The 16,641-nt window shown below is 67.4% G+C and carries 14 protein-coding genes; 13 read left to right on the forward strand and 1 reads right to left on the reverse strand.

Going from position 1 to position 16,641, the window contains the following annotated elements; translation table 11 throughout:
- The first annotated feature begins 46 nt into the window (after positions 1-46).
- Positions 47-946: an SDR family oxidoreductase gene (locus AB0H61_RS28135; protein ID WP_357310267.1), complete on the forward strand. Its 900-nt coding sequence runs from the start codon at positions 47-49 to the stop codon at positions 944-946.
- A gap of 77 nt (positions 947-1,023) precedes the next feature.
- Here the strand turns inward: AB0H61_RS28135 and AB0H61_RS28140 are convergent, their stop codons facing one another.
- A complete protein-coding gene (locus AB0H61_RS28140; protein WP_357310270.1) occupies positions 1,024-1,965 on the reverse strand; it encodes an acyl-ACP desaturase in 942 nt (313 codons plus the stop codon).
- Between the two features lie 276 nt (positions 1,966-2,241).
- On the opposite strand from AB0H61_RS28140, the gene AB0H61_RS28145 reads away from it, so the two are divergent.
- The 12 genes from AB0H61_RS28145 (at position 2,242) to AB0H61_RS28200 (ending at position 16,554) form a co-directional block, all read left to right on the forward strand.
- A complete protein-coding gene (locus AB0H61_RS28145; RefSeq protein WP_357310272.1) occupies positions 2,242-2,694 on the forward strand; it encodes an NUDIX domain-containing protein in 453 nt (150 codons plus the stop codon).
- A gap of 70 nt (positions 2,695-2,764) precedes the next feature.
- Positions 2,765-3,286, forward strand: a complete 522-nt coding sequence (locus AB0H61_RS28150; RefSeq protein ID WP_357310274.1) for a hypothetical protein — start codon at positions 2,765-2,767, stop codon at positions 3,284-3,286.
- A gap of 38 nt (positions 3,287-3,324) precedes the next feature.
- Positions 3,325-3,990, forward strand: coding sequence for a class I SAM-dependent methyltransferase (locus AB0H61_RS28155; RefSeq protein WP_357310276.1), 666 nt, complete (start codon positions 3,325-3,327; stop codon positions 3,988-3,990).
- Between the two features lie 108 nt (positions 3,991-4,098).
- Positions 4,099-4,959 carry an SDR family oxidoreductase gene (locus AB0H61_RS28160; RefSeq protein ID WP_357310278.1) on the forward strand — a complete coding sequence of 287 codons (861 nt, stop codon included), beginning with the start codon at positions 4,099-4,101 and terminating at the stop codon, positions 4,957-4,959.
- Between the two features lie 35 nt (positions 4,960-4,994).
- Complete coding sequence (locus tag AB0H61_RS28165; protein ID WP_357310281.1) at positions 4,995-6,884, forward strand: CocE/NonD family hydrolase; 1,890 nt, start codon at positions 4,995-4,997, stop codon at positions 6,882-6,884.
- A 146-nt stretch (positions 6,885-7,030) separates the two neighbouring features.
- Entirely contained in the window at positions 7,031-8,302 is a 1,272-nt protein-coding gene (locus tag AB0H61_RS28170; protein WP_357310283.1) for a hypothetical protein, read from the forward strand.
- Positions 8,299-9,267: a glutamate ABC transporter substrate-binding protein gene (locus AB0H61_RS28175; protein ID WP_357310286.1), complete on the forward strand. Its 969-nt coding sequence runs from the start codon at positions 8,299-8,301 to the stop codon at positions 9,265-9,267. Before AB0H61_RS28170 ends, AB0H61_RS28175 begins: the two co-directional genes overlap by 4 nt.
- A gap of 84 nt (positions 9,268-9,351) precedes the next feature.
- On the forward strand, positions 9,352-10,332 hold the full coding sequence (locus AB0H61_RS28180; protein WP_357310288.1) for a glutamate ABC transporter substrate-binding protein: 981 nt from the start codon (positions 9,352-9,354) through the stop codon (positions 10,330-10,332).
- The gene (locus AB0H61_RS28185) at positions 10,329-11,504 is read left to right on the forward strand and encodes a hypothetical protein (protein ID WP_357310290.1); all 1,176 of its coding nucleotides are present in this window, start codon (positions 10,329-10,331) and stop codon (positions 11,502-11,504) included. The genes AB0H61_RS28180 and AB0H61_RS28185 overlap by 4 nt, the downstream gene beginning before the upstream one ends.
- A 110-nt stretch (positions 11,505-11,614) precedes the next feature.
- Positions 11,615-13,876, forward strand: a complete 2,262-nt coding sequence (locus AB0H61_RS28190; protein WP_357310483.1) for a tetratricopeptide repeat protein — start codon at positions 11,615-11,617, stop codon at positions 13,874-13,876.
- Between the two features lie 64 nt (positions 13,877-13,940).
- Entirely contained in the window at positions 13,941-15,245 is a 1,305-nt protein-coding gene (locus AB0H61_RS28195) for a phosphatase (protein ID WP_357310292.1), read from the forward strand.
- A 22-nt stretch (positions 15,246-15,267) separates the two neighbouring features.
- Entirely contained in the window at positions 15,268-16,554 is a 1,287-nt protein-coding gene (locus tag AB0H61_RS28200; protein WP_357310295.1) for a VWA domain-containing protein, read from the forward strand.
- Positions 16,555-16,641: the final 87 nt, after the last annotated feature.

Genomic DNA, 16,641 nt, shown 5'->3' on the forward strand with positions numbered 1-16,641 from the left:
GTGCGAGGCAGAAGCCTCGACCAGCTGATCACCTGGAGGTTCTCCCATGCGTGTATTCGTCACCGGCGCATCCGGTTTCATCGGCTCGGCAGTGGTTCCCGAGCTTTTGGGCGCAGGCCATGAGGTCGTCGGGCTCGCTCGCTCGGATAACTCGGCCGCAGCCCTGACCGCGGCCGGGGCGGCAGTGCATCGCGGTGCTCTCGACGATCTCGACAGCCTGCGGGACGGCGCTGCCGCATCCGACGGGGTCATCCACCTCGCGTTCAACCACGACTTTGCCGACTACGTGGGTGCCTCGCACATGGACCGACGCGCAATCGAGACGATCGGCGCGGCGCTCGAAAACTCCGGTCGGCCTTTCGTTATCGCCTCCGGAACGCTCGGACTTCCGGCGGGGCGGGTGGCGACCGAGCACGACATGCCTGCTCCCGACTCGGAGACACCTCGAAACGCCGGTGCGCAGGCGGCTCTAGCTCTCGCCACGCGCGGCGTGCGCTCATCGGTTCTGCGACTTCCTCCATCGGTGCACGGCGAAGGAGATCACGGCTTCGTCCCGGCCCTGGTCGGCATCGCCCGAGACAAAGGCGTTTCCGGCTACCTCGGCGACGGATCCACCTGCTGGCCCACGGTGCACCGGCTCGACGCCGCGCGCTTGTTCCGACTGGCGCTGCAGGCGCCGGCCGGAACGGTGCTGCATGCGGTTGCGGAGGAGGGAGTACCGATCCGCGACATCGCCGAAGTGATCGGCCGCCATCTGAACCTGCCGTCGGCCTCGATCCCCGAGGAGGAGGCGGGCGAGCATTTCGGCTTTTTGGCCAGCTTCATCGGAGTCGACGTCCGAGCGTCGAGCGCCGTGACCCGCAAACTTCTGGACTGGCAGCCGACCGGTCCAGGGCTCATCGACGACCTCGACCGAGGCCACTACTTCCGCACTCCCTCCGCCTGACGGGTCGAGGGAGTAACGGGTGACCGAGCACCGGACAGGACGCCACAGTCACGGGGTGTTCGTGACGTCCGGGAGAGCTACCCGACCCGCGCTGCCTCGCGGGCGAGGATGCGGGCGCGTTGTTCTTCGAATCGGATGACGTCGCGACCGAGTTTATCGAGGTACGCGTCGAGTTCTTCGCGGCTGCGTTCACCACGTGCGGTGAAATCGGAGCGTTTGAAGACATTCCAGATTCGCAGGACCGGCAACAAGACCTCATCCAGGTGCTGGCGCAGGTCGTAGATCCCGTGCTTGACCATCAACACGCCATTGCGGCGCCAGTTCGGCATACCAGTGCCCGGCATGGCGAACGTCTTGACTATCGCGGTCACGGACTCGATCGTCTGGTCGGGAGCGATGTCGAACGCGGCGCCGGCGACGTTGCGATAGAACATCATGTGCAGATTCTCATCGGCCGCGATGCGTTGCAGCATGCGTTCGGCGACCGGGTCGTCGCAGACTCGGCCTGTGCTGCGATGGCTGACCCGGGTGGCCAGCTCCTGGAAAGTCACATACGCGACCTGATCGAGCACACCGCCGAAGGTGTCCGGCGGATGTACACCGCGGGTCATATGCACCATCCGGTCGTTCTCCAAGGCGACGGGATCGACGGCGCGGGTGCATACGAGGTAGTCGCGCATGGCGATGGCGTGGCGGTTTTCCTCGGCGGTCCAGCGGCCGACCCAGGTGCCCCACGCACCGTCGCGAGAGAAGTTCTCGGATATCACTCGGTGGTAGGAAGGCAAGTTGTCTTCGGTGAGCAGATTCGTGATCATCGCGACCTTGGCGACTTCCGAGAGCCGTGACTGCTCGGGGTCCCAATCCTCGCCACCCATTGCCGCGAAGTTGCGGCCCTCGTCCCAGGGAACGTAATCGTGCGGACACCACTCCTTGGCTGTATTCAAATGCCGGTCGATATTGGTCGCGACGACCGGCTCCAGCTCCGTCAGAAGCTCGAGTTGCGTCAAGTCCCTTGCCATGCAGCGCCTTTCGATTCGGTGGAAAACAACCACGGAACGTACCGCTGTTCACGCATCACTGACTGTGCGGCCTTCACCGCACCCACACCCTAGACGAGCTGGATCGGTTCGGTGCGCATCTGACCTGTTCCACTCACTGAGCGGCCGACCGATCGGGGGAGGTGAGATAACGGGAAAATCCCGAAACCGTGTGCTGCGGCCGAATCGGACAACTATCGGCCGTGAGTCCCAATCAGCAAGGTGCGTGGTCGCTTTCGCACCGGGCATAGTTTGTCGATGCCTCATCGGATCGACACCGTTATCAAGGACAAGGTACTGGCCTACGTCGTTCGCGACGGTCGACTCCTGGTCTTCCGACACATCGACTATCCCTGGGAGGAGGTCGGCATCCAAGTACCTGCGGGCAGCGTCCGACCGGGCGAGCCACCGGAGTCGGCGGTCGTGCGAGAAGCACGCGAAGAGACCGGGTTGACGGAGTTCACCGTACTGCGGAAGCTCGGCGAAGCCGACTACGACGCACGGCCGTACCGATTCGAAATCCACCGCAGGCATTTCTTTCACCTCGAACTCTCCGAGGACACCCCGGAACGTTGGCTCAGCCGAGAGGACCACGACGGTGAGCGCGAACCGACCAGGTTCGAATGCTTCTGGACCCCCCTCGAGGCTGGGCACGTCCTACAGGCCGGACAGGGCGCACTCCTGGGAAAACTACTGGACTACCCTCGGTGACCGTTGTCGGCACGGTAGCTGCGAGATTCGGCCGCCACGGGCCGCGTGGCAAGACCGTATCGTCGTCGATGTGAGCGGAGTCCGTCAGGAGCAGAACCTGCCCGATGTCCTCGAGCAGAGCCGGCGACGCGTCGAACAGGCCAAAGAAATTCTCGCCCGCTTACGGCTCTTCGAGCGTTGGGGGATCTTCGGAACGCCTGTGCTCGTGGGTGCGGTCGCCTACGAGTTAGCCATGGCTCCTGACATCGACATGGAGATCTATTGCGATGAACCGCGCATCGAGGACGGATTCGCGGTGTTGCGTGAGTGCGCGGTAGCGGAGAACGGACGAAAAGCGCGGTTCGGGAACTACCTCGACGAGGTGGACGAGGGCCTGTACTGGCGGCTCGATTACCGGGCGGACGACGGCACCGACGGTGGAATCCACTCCAGCGCACACTTCGCGGAGTGGTTGGCAGCGCACCCCCGCGACCATCTCACGTTCTGGAAGCCGGGCGAGGCGATCGACCCCACGTACCTTCGGAAGCCATCGCCCGGACAGAAAAGTCCCGACAAACCATGGCGCCGGACGCTGCGGACCGGTGACAGTTAGGGTGTCAGTCACAGCCGACTCGCATTCCGGAGGTGGGCATGCCCGATGTGGCCGCGGTGTGGCAGAACTCGGTGTTCGGCGCGATCGGCGCGCGGGGATACGACTTCGTGCTCGACCATCCGGCCGTAGCAGGTCCCGCGGCGCTGGCGCTGTGGGGCATCGACGCGAACCTGATGTACGACGCGATGGATGTGATCAACGAGCAGCCGGACGGGTCGTCGCTGCTCGACCTTCCGGTCGGCGGCGGTGTCGCGCTGCGTCGCCTCGATCCGGAACGGCGGGTGCGTTACGTCGCCGCGGATATTTCGCGCGCGCAATTGCGGATGGCTCGGGGGGTGGCCGAACGCCACGGTCTCACCGATATCGAATTCGTCAGGGCAGACGTGGTGGAATTGCCTTTCGCCGCAGCCGAATTCGATCTCGTCGTCACCTTCGCCGGATTGCATTGCATGCCCGATCCGGCCGGGGCCATCGCGGCACTCGCGCGCGTTCTGCGACCGGGCGGCTCGCTGGTCGGCAGCTGTGTCGTCGCGGGGGTCCGGCGGCGCTACGACTTCCAGATCCGAGCGCTACAGAGACTCGGCGTCTTCGGACCACCGAGCACAGTGATGGACCTGTCGCGGGGACTGGACGCAGCAGGTCTGACGCATATCCAGCTGTCCCGCAACGGCGCTCTCACCCAGTTCACCGCGGTCAAGGCGTAGGGGAGCGGATTCCAACGTGCGGTCCGCGATCATCATCGAGAATCCGTCTGGGACGGGTTTGGTTCGTTAAATAGACAACAGTGTTCGTGAACCGTTATGGTCGATGCCATGACGAAGTTCGACGGCAAGAGCTGCCTGATCACCGGGGCGGCCAGCGGCCTCGGTCGGAGTACCGCACTGGCGGCCGCGGCCAAGGGCGCGTCGCTGATCCTCACCGATATCGATGACGAAGGACTGCAACGGACCGCCGCTGAATTGCGCGGCACCGGCGCCACGGTGCATCTCGCGGCGGCCGCCGATGTCAGCGACCACGCCGCCGTGGTCGCGCTCGCCGCCAAGGCACATGCCGAGGTGGACAGTGTCGACATCGTCATGAACGTGGCGGGCATCGCCACATGGGGCACCGTCGAGCGGCTGACCCACGCACAGTGGCGGCGCACCATCGATATCGATCTGATGGGCCCGATCCACGTGATCGAGGAGTTCGTGCCCCGCATGATCGACGCGGGCCGCGGCGGGCACCTGGTGAACGTCTCCTCGGCCGCCGGGCTTTTCGGACTGCCCTGGCATGCGCCCTACAGCGCGGGCAAGTTCGGACTGCGCGGTGTCTCGGAGGTGCTGCGCTTCGATCTGCGCAGGCATCGGATCGGCGTCAGCCTGGTCTGCCCCGGCGCCATGGCGACGCCGATGGTCGACAGCGTCGACATCGCGGGCGTGAACCGGGAGGCCGAGGCCTTCCAGCGTGCGATGTCGGTCTTCAAACGGCATGCCGTCACGCCGGACGCGGCGGCGAAAACCATTGTGCGCGGGGTGGAACGCAATAGGTACATGGTCTTCACCTCGCCCGATATCCGGGTCGGATACTGGGCGCAGCGCTACTTCCCGCCCTCGTACAGCCTCGCGATGCGCGGCATGAACTGGGCAATGCATCGCTACCTCGACAAGTCCTCCACCACGCCCGCACGATAAGTCAACGCCCGACACCGACGTCGATAAGGATTGCCATGGCCGAGCCGCTGTCCACCTACACCGCGGCCGCGCCGCACGCACGCTTCGATATCGGGCCGGTGGAGTATCCGAAACTCTTCGCCCGCAACACGGTTCCGATCACAATGTCCGATGGCGCGATTCTCAGCGCCGATATCCTGCGTCCGGGCGACGCGTCGGGCCCGACCGCCGAACCACTACCCGCCATTATCAATTTCACCGCGTACAACAAGATGATCAACCGGCACGGAATGCGGATGCACCGCACATTGCGCGCCCTGGCCGGTCGCCTCGACGCCTCCGACCGCACCGTGATGACCGCGCGCGATGTCCTGCGTACCCCGGCGGGCGGGGTGCTCGAACCGTCCGCGATCAACCGCACCGCGGTCGAGCGCGGATACGTCGGCCTGATGGTCGATGTACGCGGCACCGGGAGCTCGACCGGCGGGTGGGATTTCTTCAGTCCGCGCGAGCAGCGGGATTACACCGAGGTGGTCACGTGGGTGCGCGAACAGCCCTGGTGCAACGGCGATGTCGCGGTCATGGGGGTGTCCTATGGCGCGATCGCCGCACTGCATACGGCGGCGCGGCGCCCGGAGGGCCTGAAGGCGATCTTCGCCATCGAGGCGGGTGAGAACCCGGTGCGCGAACTCGGACTCACCGGTGGCGTACCGACCCCGGGCATGCTGCTGTGGATCCTGGCGGTCAACAGCGGCAAGTGGCTTCCAGCGCTTCCGGGTCTACTGCGAGAGGGGCTGGCCGGGAAGTTCCTGCGCGACCGGGTGACCACCCGCTCGGGCTGGGTGGGCCGGGCGATGCGCATCGGGGTCACCGAGGAGCACCCCGACGGCTACCTCAACCCCATGTGGGCGGCGAAATTGCCTCGCTTCGAGGAGATTTCGGTGCCCACATGGATCCACGGCGGCTGGCACGACGTCTACAACCGTTCGAATTTCTCGATGTACGACCGTATCCCGGTATCCGGGGGCGCGAAACAGATCCTGGTCGACGACGCCTACCATCTCACCCCGGGCTCCGGCTTCGGTGACCCGGGCAATCCGCAGGCGCTGGACGAACTGCAAACGGCATTTTTCGACCGCTGGGTCAAGGGCATCGACAACGGCATCGACGATTACGGTCCCGTCACCGTGCGCAGGCAGGGGGACGGCCGCTGGGTGCGGCGCGCACAGTTCCCCGATCCCGCGGCGCGGGTGCGCAGGCTCTACCTGACCGGCGAGATAACCGGAACCGCGGCCCATGCCGCGATCGACGCCGGATTGTCGGCGAAGCCCAGCGAAGTCGAGTGCCGGATGCCGCTGCCGGTCGGCAGGGTCAGTGCCGTCTCCAACAACAGTGCCGTCATGAGCATGGGCGTCACCCTGCTGTTCGGCCGTCCCTTCGGCACCGACGACCGTCGTAGCGAATCCACCGCGGTCACCTTCACGACCGCGCCGCTCGAGTCCGATCTGGTGCTGACCGGTCCGATGAACCTGCACCTGCGCGCCGAGGCCGATGGCACCGATGCGTTCTGGTCGGTCACGATATGCGACGTTCATCCGGACGGCGCGTCTGTGCCCGTCACCCGCGGCGCGCTGCTGTCCTCATTGCGAGCTACCGATACCGAACAAAGCTATTACGTCGACGGCGAATTGCTGTTCCCGCTGCACACTCTCACCGCGGACACCGCCCATCCGCTCACCCCGGGCGAACCATTCGACCTCGATATCGAGATCAACCCGACCGAGGCGGTACTGGCGGCCGGGCACCGGCTACGGATCGCGATCAGTCGCACCAGCTTTCCGCGCCACTTCATCCCGCCGTGGAAGAGACGCCAGATCAAGGGGCAGTCCATCGTCATCGATCCCGACCATCCCGGCTACCTGAGCTTCCAAGCCGTCGCGCCCTGACCCTGCCTCGCGAACGACCCGCCGGTAAACACAAAGCACCGAAAGTCCAACGGCCGCACCGCCCCCGGGACAATGGGCAGCGAAGGGCACCCTCCTCCCGTACTATCGCGATCGGAGACTCCGCCGGGTGATCGAAGGGGGACGGTGTGGGACCTCGCCTTCCGGCGACCATGCAGAACGGGGCGGTGTGGCTGCGGCGTTTCGGTCGGACCACCCCCGGTGCGATCGGCGCGGTCGTGATCGTCTCGGTGGTGTTATGCCTGTTCGCGGGTCTCACCAGTGCAAATCAGCTCAGTGGCAAGATATCCCGCCACGACAGGGTCCTCCAGCAGACCGAGCCGCTGGCCTACGCGGCCCAGCGCCTCTACGTCGCGCTGTCGACGGCCGACGCGGCCGCCGCCGAGGCCTTCCTCTCCGGCGGCATCGAGACGCCGGCGGTGCGCGCCCGCTACCAGCAGGCGCTCGCTGACGCGGCGGGCGCACTGGCCGAGGCCACTGCGGGCGCCTCCGATGAGCAGACCAGACTGATCGTCGCGCGCATATCCGCCGAATTGCCTGCCTTCACCGGGCTGGTCGAAACCGCGCGGGCCAATAACCGGCAGGGCTTCCCGGTCGGCTCGGCCTATCTGCGCGAGGCCTCGGCACTGATGCGGGATTCGTTGCTGAAGAACGCGGAAGAATTGAGCCAGAGCCGTTTCGCCGCGGTCCGCGCCGAACAGCGCGATATCGCGGCGATGCCGTTCACCACCATCGGACTACTGCTACTCGTCCTCGCCGCCTGCGGTGCTGGGTCGTATCTGCTGATGCGGCGCACCAATCGACGGGTCAACCTCGGGCTGGTCGGGGCAGCCGGTGCGAGCGCGCTGGCGTTGGTGTGGATCCTGCTCGCCACCACGATCGCTGCGACCGCACTCGACACCGGTGACTCCGGCGCGAGCAAGGAATTCGAAACGCTGGCCCAAGCCCGAATTCTGGCCCAGCAGGCCAGAACCGACGAGACGCTGCAACTCATCATCCGGGGCGACATCGCCCAGGGCGAAGAGAGTTTCACCGGCCACATCGACGGACTGCGCACCCGGGTCGATGCCGTACTCGGCACCGACTCCGCCGCCCGCACCAGCCTTGACCGCTGGACCGAGGGTCACCGATTGCAGGTCGAGGCCTATCGAGCGGCCAATTTCAATGCCGCGCTGAACCAGGCGATCGGCGCGGGCCCGGACGGTTCCGCGGCCCGTTTCGCCGCTCTGGACGACACGTTGCGCACCAACCTCGCCGATACGCGCCGCGAACTGCGTGACGGCGTCGATTCCGCGGGTGACGCACTCGGCTGGAGCCCATCACTCATACTGTTGCTCCTACTCGGCGCGGCGGGCTCCGTTGTTGTCGGGTTGTGGCCGCGGCTGAAGGAGTTCCTGTGAACCGCGGGCTGCCCGCGCTCGCGGCGATGGCCGCGGTGGGTCTCTTCGTCGCTGGATGTGATTCCGCCACTCCGGTTCCCGAACCAACGCCGGTGGCGGTGGTCGACCCGGCGCCACCGGAATTCACCGAGATCACTACGCCGCCACAGTCCGAGGACGACTGCGATGCGGAGGCCAGCCTGCGCCCCGGCCCGTTGCCCAGGCCCGGCGCGATGCCCGCGGGTTCCCCGATGGCGGCGATCGTGGCGCGCGGCCGGGTGCGTGTCGGAGTCGACCAGAACACCTACCTTTTCGGCTTCCGCAACCCGTCATCCGGCCAGCTGGAGGGCTTCGATATCGACATCGCGCGAGAGATCGCCCGCGCGCTGTTCGGCGATCCGGACAAGGTCGAGCTACGGTCGGTCACCGCGGCCGAGCGCCTCACCTCGCTGCGCGAGAACAAGGTCGATCTCATCGTCCGAACCTTCTCCGCGACCTGCCAGAGGCGCCAAGAAGTCGATTTCTCCGCCGTCTACTACCGTGCGGCGCAACGGATTCTGGTGCCGAAGAACTCCGGTATCCGATCCGAGGACGATCTCGGTGGCAAACGCGTCTGCGTGGCGCGAGGCACTACCGCACCGGGCCCGCTGTTCGCGCTGCCCACACGGTTGACCGTGCTCGGCGTCACCAACTGGACCGACTGCCTGGCCGCGCTGCAACAGGGCCACGTGGACGCGGTCAGCGCCGACGATCCCATCCTGTCCGGCCTGATCGCTCAGGATCGCAACCTCGAAGTGGTCGGCGACGCGATCGGCAATGGCGCCTACGCGGTGGGGGTGGCGAAGGGCAATCCCGATCTGGTTCGCTTCGTCAACGGTGTGCTCGAGCGCGTCCGGGTCGACGGTACCTGGCAGCGGATCTACGATAACCGGCTCAGCTCCCTCGGGCCCGCCCAGACGCCACCGGCACCGCGGTATACGGATTGACACCGTGCCGATGCCGTTCCGCGCCCGCCCAGAGATCGACCGAAAGCCGACGGCCGTCATAGGATCACGGTCCAGGGGGTGCTCATGATCAAACGATTCCGACCGGGCTGGGCGATTCTACTCGCCGCCACCGCGGCCTGTGCCTGCTCCTGCGACGCTGGCCCCGCCACTCCGACCGAACTGACGGTCGCGGCGGTACGTCCGGTGCCGCCGGGCGCGGCCGAGATCACCGCCGCGCCACGGCAGCGAGGCGACCAGTCCTGCGACGCGACCGCGAGCCTGCGGCCGGGATCGCTGCCCGCGCCGGGCGCGATGCCCGCGGGCTCGCCGATGGCCTCGATCGTCGCGAACGGCAGGGTGCGGGTCGGGGTGGACCAGGGCAGCTATATGTTCGGATTCCGAAACCCGAAAACCGGTGTGCTGGAAGGCTTCGACATCGACCTGGCCAGGGAGATCGCGCGCGCCCTCTTCGGCGATCCGGACCGGATCGAACTACAGCCGATGAGTTCGGCACAGCGCATCGGCGCGTTGCGCGACAACAAGGTCGACCTGGTGGTGAGCACCTTCTCCGCCACCTGCGAACGAGCCAAGGAAATCGACTTCTCCACCGTCTATTACATTTCCGAGCAGCGCCTGCTGGTGACGAAGTATTCCGGACTGCGTTCGGTGACCGACCTGGGCGGCAAGCGCACCTGTAGCGTGCACGGCACCACATCACTGGAGCCGTTGTTCGCGCTCGCCGCGCGACCGACCGTCATCGGCATGACGACCTGGACCGACTGCCTGGCCGCATTGCAGCAAGGACAGGTGGACGCGGTCAGTACCGACGCGCCGATCCTGTTCGGGCTGGCGGCCCAGGACGACAACCTCGAAGTGGTCGGCGGTGCACTGGCCAATGACGCTTACGCGATCGGGATCCAGCAGGGCAAGCCGGAATTGGTCCGTTTCGTCAATGCCGTGCTGGAACGTATCCGCGGCGACGGCACCTGGCAGCGACTGTACGAGACCCGGCTCGCCCTGCTCGGGCCTTCGCCGGGACCACCGGTGCCGAAGTACGTCGGGTGAGCGAGACGCGCGTGCCCATTCTCACCCTCGCCGAGATCGATGCCGAATTGTCCTTCCGCACCAGGGAATTCGACAACATCACCGTCACGCTGCTGGAGCTGGACAAACACCCCGGCCTGACACTGGTACGCCGCTTCCCGCCCGCCGGGCTGACCGAACAGCGGTGGCTACCCGTGCGCGACGCGCTGGAACTCATGTGGCAGGACTACGGCCGGATGCAGGTGATCCTGGATTCGGCACGCGCATTGCGCGGCACCCGCTCACGCATCGACGACAGTGCCCGTGCTGAGTTGACCCGGTTGCTGCGCGGGCGACCGCATGAAGTGTCCCGTACGCCCATTCCGATGGCACAGCGTTCGCTCACCGGACCCAGCGAACACGTGCTGTTCGTCGGGCTGGCCGATACGTTGGACCGCATGCGCGTCACCTTCCCGCAGATCGCGGCGTTCCTCGACGCGGTGGACGCGGTGAACGACCGGATCATGTCCGGCCTGGCGCCACTCCAGCAGCAACTGGATCGGGCGGGGGAAGTGCCGGGGGAATTGCGTACCGTCGAGGAGGGCATCGCCGAGTTGCTACGCCGCTCGGCCACCGATCCGCTGGCACTCACCGCACCCGAGATCGATGCGCGCATCGCCGAACTGGATGCGGTGCTGCGACGCGAATCCGCGCTGCTCACCGAACTCGCCGCGATCACAGCGAACTGGACCGCGGCCGTCGCCCACACGCGGACACAGTGGGAAACGTTGCGCGACACCATGGATCGTGCCGCACGGGCCAGAGCCGAGGTCGAGGCGAAGATCCGGACCGGCCCGCTGCCACCACCCGTGGACGCGGCCTCGACGCTCGCCGCCGAACTGGCGACGCTGGCGCAGGAGCCGGTCGCGCTGCTCGACCTCCGCGGCCGCATCGCCGCCGCGACCGACCGCGCGGCGGGTGAGGTGGACCTGTTCCAGGGGCTACTCGATCGCCGCGCCGAACTACGCGGACGGCTGGCCGCCTACCAGGCCAAGGCGGCCCGGCTCGGGATCAGCGAGGATCGAGATCTGCTCGCATCCGGTCGGATCGCGCAGGGATTGCTGGCACGTCGGCCCTGCGATCTGGCGGCCGCCACCCGGGCGGTCGCCGACTACCAGCAGCTCATCGGGGAGAAGGCGGGAAGGAAGCCATGATCTGTGCCGAGCCCGGGTGCGGCGGAACAATCGAGGACGGCTACTGCGCGGTCTGTGGCACCGCGCCCGCCGAGGCGAACGCCCCCGCCGGATCGACCGCCGTCACCGAGATGCGGTCCTGCGCCGAGCCCGGCTGCACCGGAACGATTTCCGATGGCTACTGCGATACCTGTGGCACCGCGCCCGGACCGCCACCGAGCACCTCCGCGAACTCCAGGGCGGCGGCCACGGCGAGTACCAGGACGTCCGGGCAGTCGGTGCGGACCGGCCGGTCCACCTCCGCGAAATCCAGCGCGCGCGGTCGGCTCGGCGCCGGCATGGTGGACGTGCCGCGCATCCCGCGCATCGACCCGATGTCGGCGATCATGACCGACCCACAGGTCGCCGAGTCGAAACGATTCTGCGGCAAATGCGAACGCCCGGTGGGGCGCAGCCGCGAGGGCAGTCCAGGGCGCGCCGAAGGCTTCTGCCCGCACTGCGGCACCCGATTCTCCTTCGCGCCCAAGCTGTCCAAGGGTGATCTGGTCGGCGGGCAATACGAGGTGGCGGGGTGCCTGGCGCACGGCGGACTCGGCTGGATCTACCTCGCGACCGATCGCAATGTCAGCAATCGCTGGGTGGTGCTGAAGGGCCTGCTGAATTCGGGGGACCTCGATGCGATGGCGGCGGCCATGGCGGAGAAGCGATTCCTCGCAGAGGTCGAGCATCCGAGCATCGTGAAGATCCTCAATTTCGTCGAGCATATGGGGCCCGACGGCGTCGCGGTCGGCTATATCGTGATGGAGTACGTCGGCGGCACCTCCCTCAAGCAGATCCTGCGTCGCAGGCGCGACACCGACGGCGACTATCTGCCGCCTGCCCAAGCCATCGCCTACATCCTGGAGATGCTGCCCGCACTCGGCTATCTGCATTCGCTCGATCTGGCCTATTGTGATTTCAAGCCGGACAATGTCATGCAGACCGACGAGCAGCTGAAACTGATCGACCTCGGCGCTGTCATCTCGATGGACGACCAGGCCAGCGCGATCTACGGCACCATCGGCTATCAAGCGCCGGAGATCGCGCACACCGGTCCCACCGTCGCCACCGAGGTGTACACGGTGGGCCGCACACTCGCCGTGCTGATCCTGCGGATCCCGCAGGAGGGTGGGCATTTCGGCGCGCTTCCCGGTCCCGCTACCGAGCCGACGCTGGCCACCTACGATTCGCTGTATCGGTTCCTGCTGCGCGCCACCGACCCCGATCCGGACGCCAGGTTCGCCTCGATGGAGGAGATGTCGGACCAGCTCACCGGTGTCCTGCGAGAGGTGCTCGCCACCGACGACGGGCAGCCGCGCCCCGGCATGTCGGCCTTCTTCGGCCCACCACGCGCGGTATTCGGCGTCGGCACGGCCGCCGATCTCGAACCGTCGAGTATCGTTGCCGCGCTGCCGGTTCCGCTCGTCGATCCGGGTGACACCGGTGCGGCACTGCTGGCGACCACCGCGGGTACCACCCCGGCCGAGCTGGAACCCGCCTTCGCGGCGGGCCTGCGCTCGGTGGTCACCGGACAGGCCGAATCCGTGGAGATTCCGCTGCGTTTGGTCCGCGCCGCCCTGGAGATCGACGATCCCGACGATGCGATGCACAGGCTGGACGCACTCGCCGACACGCTGCCTGGCGACTGGCGACTGGCCTGGTACCGCGGCCAAGCCCGGCTGCTGCGGCACGAATTCCGCGGCGCCTATGCCGAATTCGACGCCGTCTGCACGGCGTTGCCCGGTGAGGCCGCACCGAAACTCGCGATGGCGGCGGTCGCCGAGCTGGCCGCGGCCGGTATCGACGGTGACCATGGTGACCATGGTGACCGCAACGCCATCGACAAGCGCCAGGCGGCACGTCACTACGACACCGTCTGGCGAACCGATCACAGCTTCGTCAGCGCGGTATTCGGGCTGGCGCGCATGCGGCGAGCCGCCGGCGATCGCGACGGCGCGGTGACCGCGCTGGATCAGGTGGAACCGACCTCTGCCCTCTATACCGAGGCCCGAATCGCCGCGGTGGAAACCATTCTCGCCGAGCGCGCTCCGTCGGAGCTCGACGAATCGGTGCTGCGTGCGGCGGGCGAACGCGTCGAGCGGCTCGCCATCGATTCCAAACGCCGCGGCGCCCAAGTGCGGATGCGGGTGCTCGACGCGGCCCTCGGCTGGCTCGAGGCAGGTAAGGCGCCCGCGAAGTACACCGCGCTGCTCGGAGTCGGTTTGGACGCGGATGGCGTGCGCACCGGCCTGGAGCGCTGCTATCGCGATCTGGCCCGCGAAGCCGACGATATGTGGACCCGGTTCGAACTGGTGGACCGTGCCAACTCCATTCGACCGAGGACGACGCTGTGAACGAGCGAATCATCAGCACCGCACCGTCGGTCGCGATCGAACCGAGCGACGGCGAGGTCCGGCGGTGACCGATCCGACTTCCCCCGAGGGTTCCTCGGCCCCTGACGCGCCCACCATTTCCTTCGAGCAACAGCGTGGCGCCCGGCAGCCCCGGCCTGCCGAGGAGTCCGCGGAGGACGATGAAGGCCCGCCGACCTACGCCACCTGGATCGAGCGCGTTCGCTCCGCGCCATCCCCGGCCACCGCCCACATCCCGCCGCTCACACCGGCAAAGACACCGATTCCGACGATCCACGAAAGTACCGACGTGAACCCGACCGTGAGCCTCGACCCGATCGCACCCGCCACCACGGTGGCGGTGACCCACTGCCCGGGCTGCGCTGCGCCGGTAGGCTCCGCCGATCGGTACTGCGAGGCGTGTGGTCGCGAGCTCGGCGCGCGTCGAGTCGCGCTACCGCGCCCCGAACCGGAGCGGGCGACAACCTGCGACGGTTGCGGAGGACAGCTGTACGACAGCGACGGTTACTGCCGCGGCTGCGGACAGCTGCGTGCGCAGCCGGACCGGTTCGAGGCCGACCTCGGCGCGGTGTATCTCGCGACCGACCGGGGCATCGCCCATGCGCGCAACGAGGATTCGGTGGCAGCGGCCGTGCTGGACGATTCCACGGGCCGCCCGGCGACGACCGTGATCGCGGTATGCGACGGGGTCTCCACCTCGGAGGATCCGCAGGCGGCTTCGGGCGCGGCCTCCCGCGCGGGGGTCGACGCTTGCCTCGCCGCGTTGGCGGAGGGGCGCAGTCCCGCGGAGGCGGCCTTCGCGGGTTTGGCGGGCGCGGCGCAGGCGGTGCGCGATGTCGCGGTCATCGAGGGTCACGCGCCCTCGTGCACCTACGTCTCGGCGATCGTGCGCGGGTACGGCACCGACGTAGTCGAGATCACCGTCGCGAATGTCGGTGACAGCCGGGCATATTGGCTGCGCACCGAGGTCTCCTCGGAGGCCGCGGGCAACCCGCCCTCGCGGCGGCTCACCGTCGACGATTCCTATGCGCAGGCGCTGGTGGATGCCGGTGCGATGGACGAGGTATCCGCGATGCGCGATCCGCGCGCACACACCCTGCTGCGCTGGCTCGGCGCCGACTCCGGCCCGAAACCCTGGTCCGACACCTGTGTGCGAACCTTCCGCACCACCGGCCCCGGTGTGCTGCTGCTGTGCAGCGACGGCCTGTGGAACTACCAGCCGGACGCGGCGGCCTTGGCGCCGCTGGCCACCGGCGCCGACCGCATGTCGGCTGCCCGCGAACTCGTGGAGTTCGCGCTGCGCAGCGGCGGCGGCGACAACATCACCGTCGCGGTCGCCCCGATTCCGTGATCGATCAGTCAGGAGAAGGACTGTGAGTTCTGCTGTAAGCAACGGTGTTTCGGTCGCCGTCGACCAGAACGAGTATTTGGCCGAGGGCACGGGCACGGTCGACGCCGTGGTCACCGTGGAGACCGGCGCCGATTTCGTGGCGGCCGAACCGCCACCGGAGCGGGTCGAAATCCTCATCATCGACTGCTCCGGGTCGATGGGCACCGCCAAGAAATTCGAAGGCGCCCGACGCGCCACGCTTGCCGCGCTGGATGTGCTGCCCGATGGCACACGCTTCGCCATCGTGCAAGGCACCTCCATGGCTAAGCTGATCTACCCCACCGACGTGCCGTCGGTGCCCGCCGATCGCACTACCCGAGCGGAGGCACGTCGACATCTCGACAAGCTGCGCCCGTCGGGCGGCACCGCGATGGGTACCTGGCTCGGTCTGGCCCGCCAGCTCGCCAAGAAGCACGAGGGCGCGATGGTGCATGCCATCCTGCTCACCGACGGCAAGAACGAGCACGAGGATCCGGCGACCCTGGCCGCCGAGATCCAGCAGTCCGAGGGCGCGTTCACCTGTGACTGTCGCGGCGTCGGAACCGACTGGCGGGTAGAGGAATTGCGCGCCATCGCCTCCGCGCTGCACGGTACCGTCGATATCGTGAAGGACCCCGCACACCTTGCGGAGGACTTCGCGGCCATGGCGCAATCGTCGATGGCGAAGGCCATCCCGGAGCTGAAACTGCGGATCTGGACACCGGCGGGCGCGACCGTTCACTTCGTCAAGCAGGTGGCGCCGGCCATCGAAGATCTCACGGCGCGCCGCACCGAGACGGGCGGGCAGGTGGGGGAGTACCCGCTCGGCGCCTGGGGCGCGGAGGAGCGCGACTACCACGTGCAGGTCCGAGTGGAACCCGCCGCACCGGGCCGGGAGAAGCTGGCCGCCCGGATCAGCGTGCTGGCGGGCGAGGAGGTGGTGGGCCAGGGCCTGGTCCGCGCGGTCTGGACCACCGAGACCGAACTGTCGGCCCGGATCAGCAGGCGCGTTGCGCATTACACGGGTCAGGCCGAATTGGCACAGGCGGTGCAGGAAGGTTTGGCCGCCCGCCAGGAGGGCGATGTGGAAACCGCGACGGCGAAGCTGCGGCGTGCGGTGGAGCTGGCCGCGGAATCCGGCAACGAGAGCACCGCCAAACTGCTGCGCGGCGTGGTCGACGTGGATGAGCACAACGGCACCGTGCGGCTGCGCAGTACGGTCGAGGCTGCCGACGAAATGGCCCTCAATGCCCGCTCGACCAAGACGAAGCGGGTCCGCAAGGAGCGGTGAGACATGGTTACCTGTCCGGACGGACATCGGTCGCTCGCGACCGATTACTGCGATGTGTGTGGTTTGCCGATCCAGGGATCGCCGAGC

The organism is Nocardia sp. NPDC050710, from assembly GCF_040654375.1.
Lineage (GTDB): Bacteria > Actinomycetota > Actinomycetes > Mycobacteriales > Mycobacteriaceae > Nocardia.

Coding starts and splice junctions, on each gene's coding strand:
- AB0H61_RS28135 (WP_357310267.1), top strand. CDS start 47: ATGCGTGTATTCGTCACCGGCGCATCCGGTTTCATCGGCTCGGCAGTG.
- AB0H61_RS28140 (WP_357310270.1), bottom strand. CDS start 1,965: ATGGCAAGGGACTTGACGCAACTCGAGCTTCTGACGGAGCTGGAGCCG.
- AB0H61_RS28145 (WP_357310272.1), top strand. CDS start 2,242: ATGCCTCATCGGATCGACACCGTTATCAAGGACAAGGTACTGGCCTAC.
- AB0H61_RS28155 (WP_357310276.1), top strand. CDS start 3,325: ATGCCCGATGTGGCCGCGGTGTGGCAGAACTCGGTGTTCGGCGCGATC.
- AB0H61_RS28160 (WP_357310278.1), top strand. CDS start 4,099: ATGACGAAGTTCGACGGCAAGAGCTGCCTGATCACCGGGGCGGCCAGC.
- AB0H61_RS28165 (WP_357310281.1), top strand. CDS start 4,995: ATGGCCGAGCCGCTGTCCACCTACACCGCGGCCGCGCCGCACGCACGC.
- AB0H61_RS28180 (WP_357310288.1), top strand. CDS start 9,352: ATGATCAAACGATTCCGACCGGGCTGGGCGATTCTACTCGCCGCCACC.
- AB0H61_RS28190 (WP_357310483.1), top strand. CDS start 11,615: ATGCGGTCCTGCGCCGAGCCCGGCTGCACCGGAACGATTTCCGATGGC.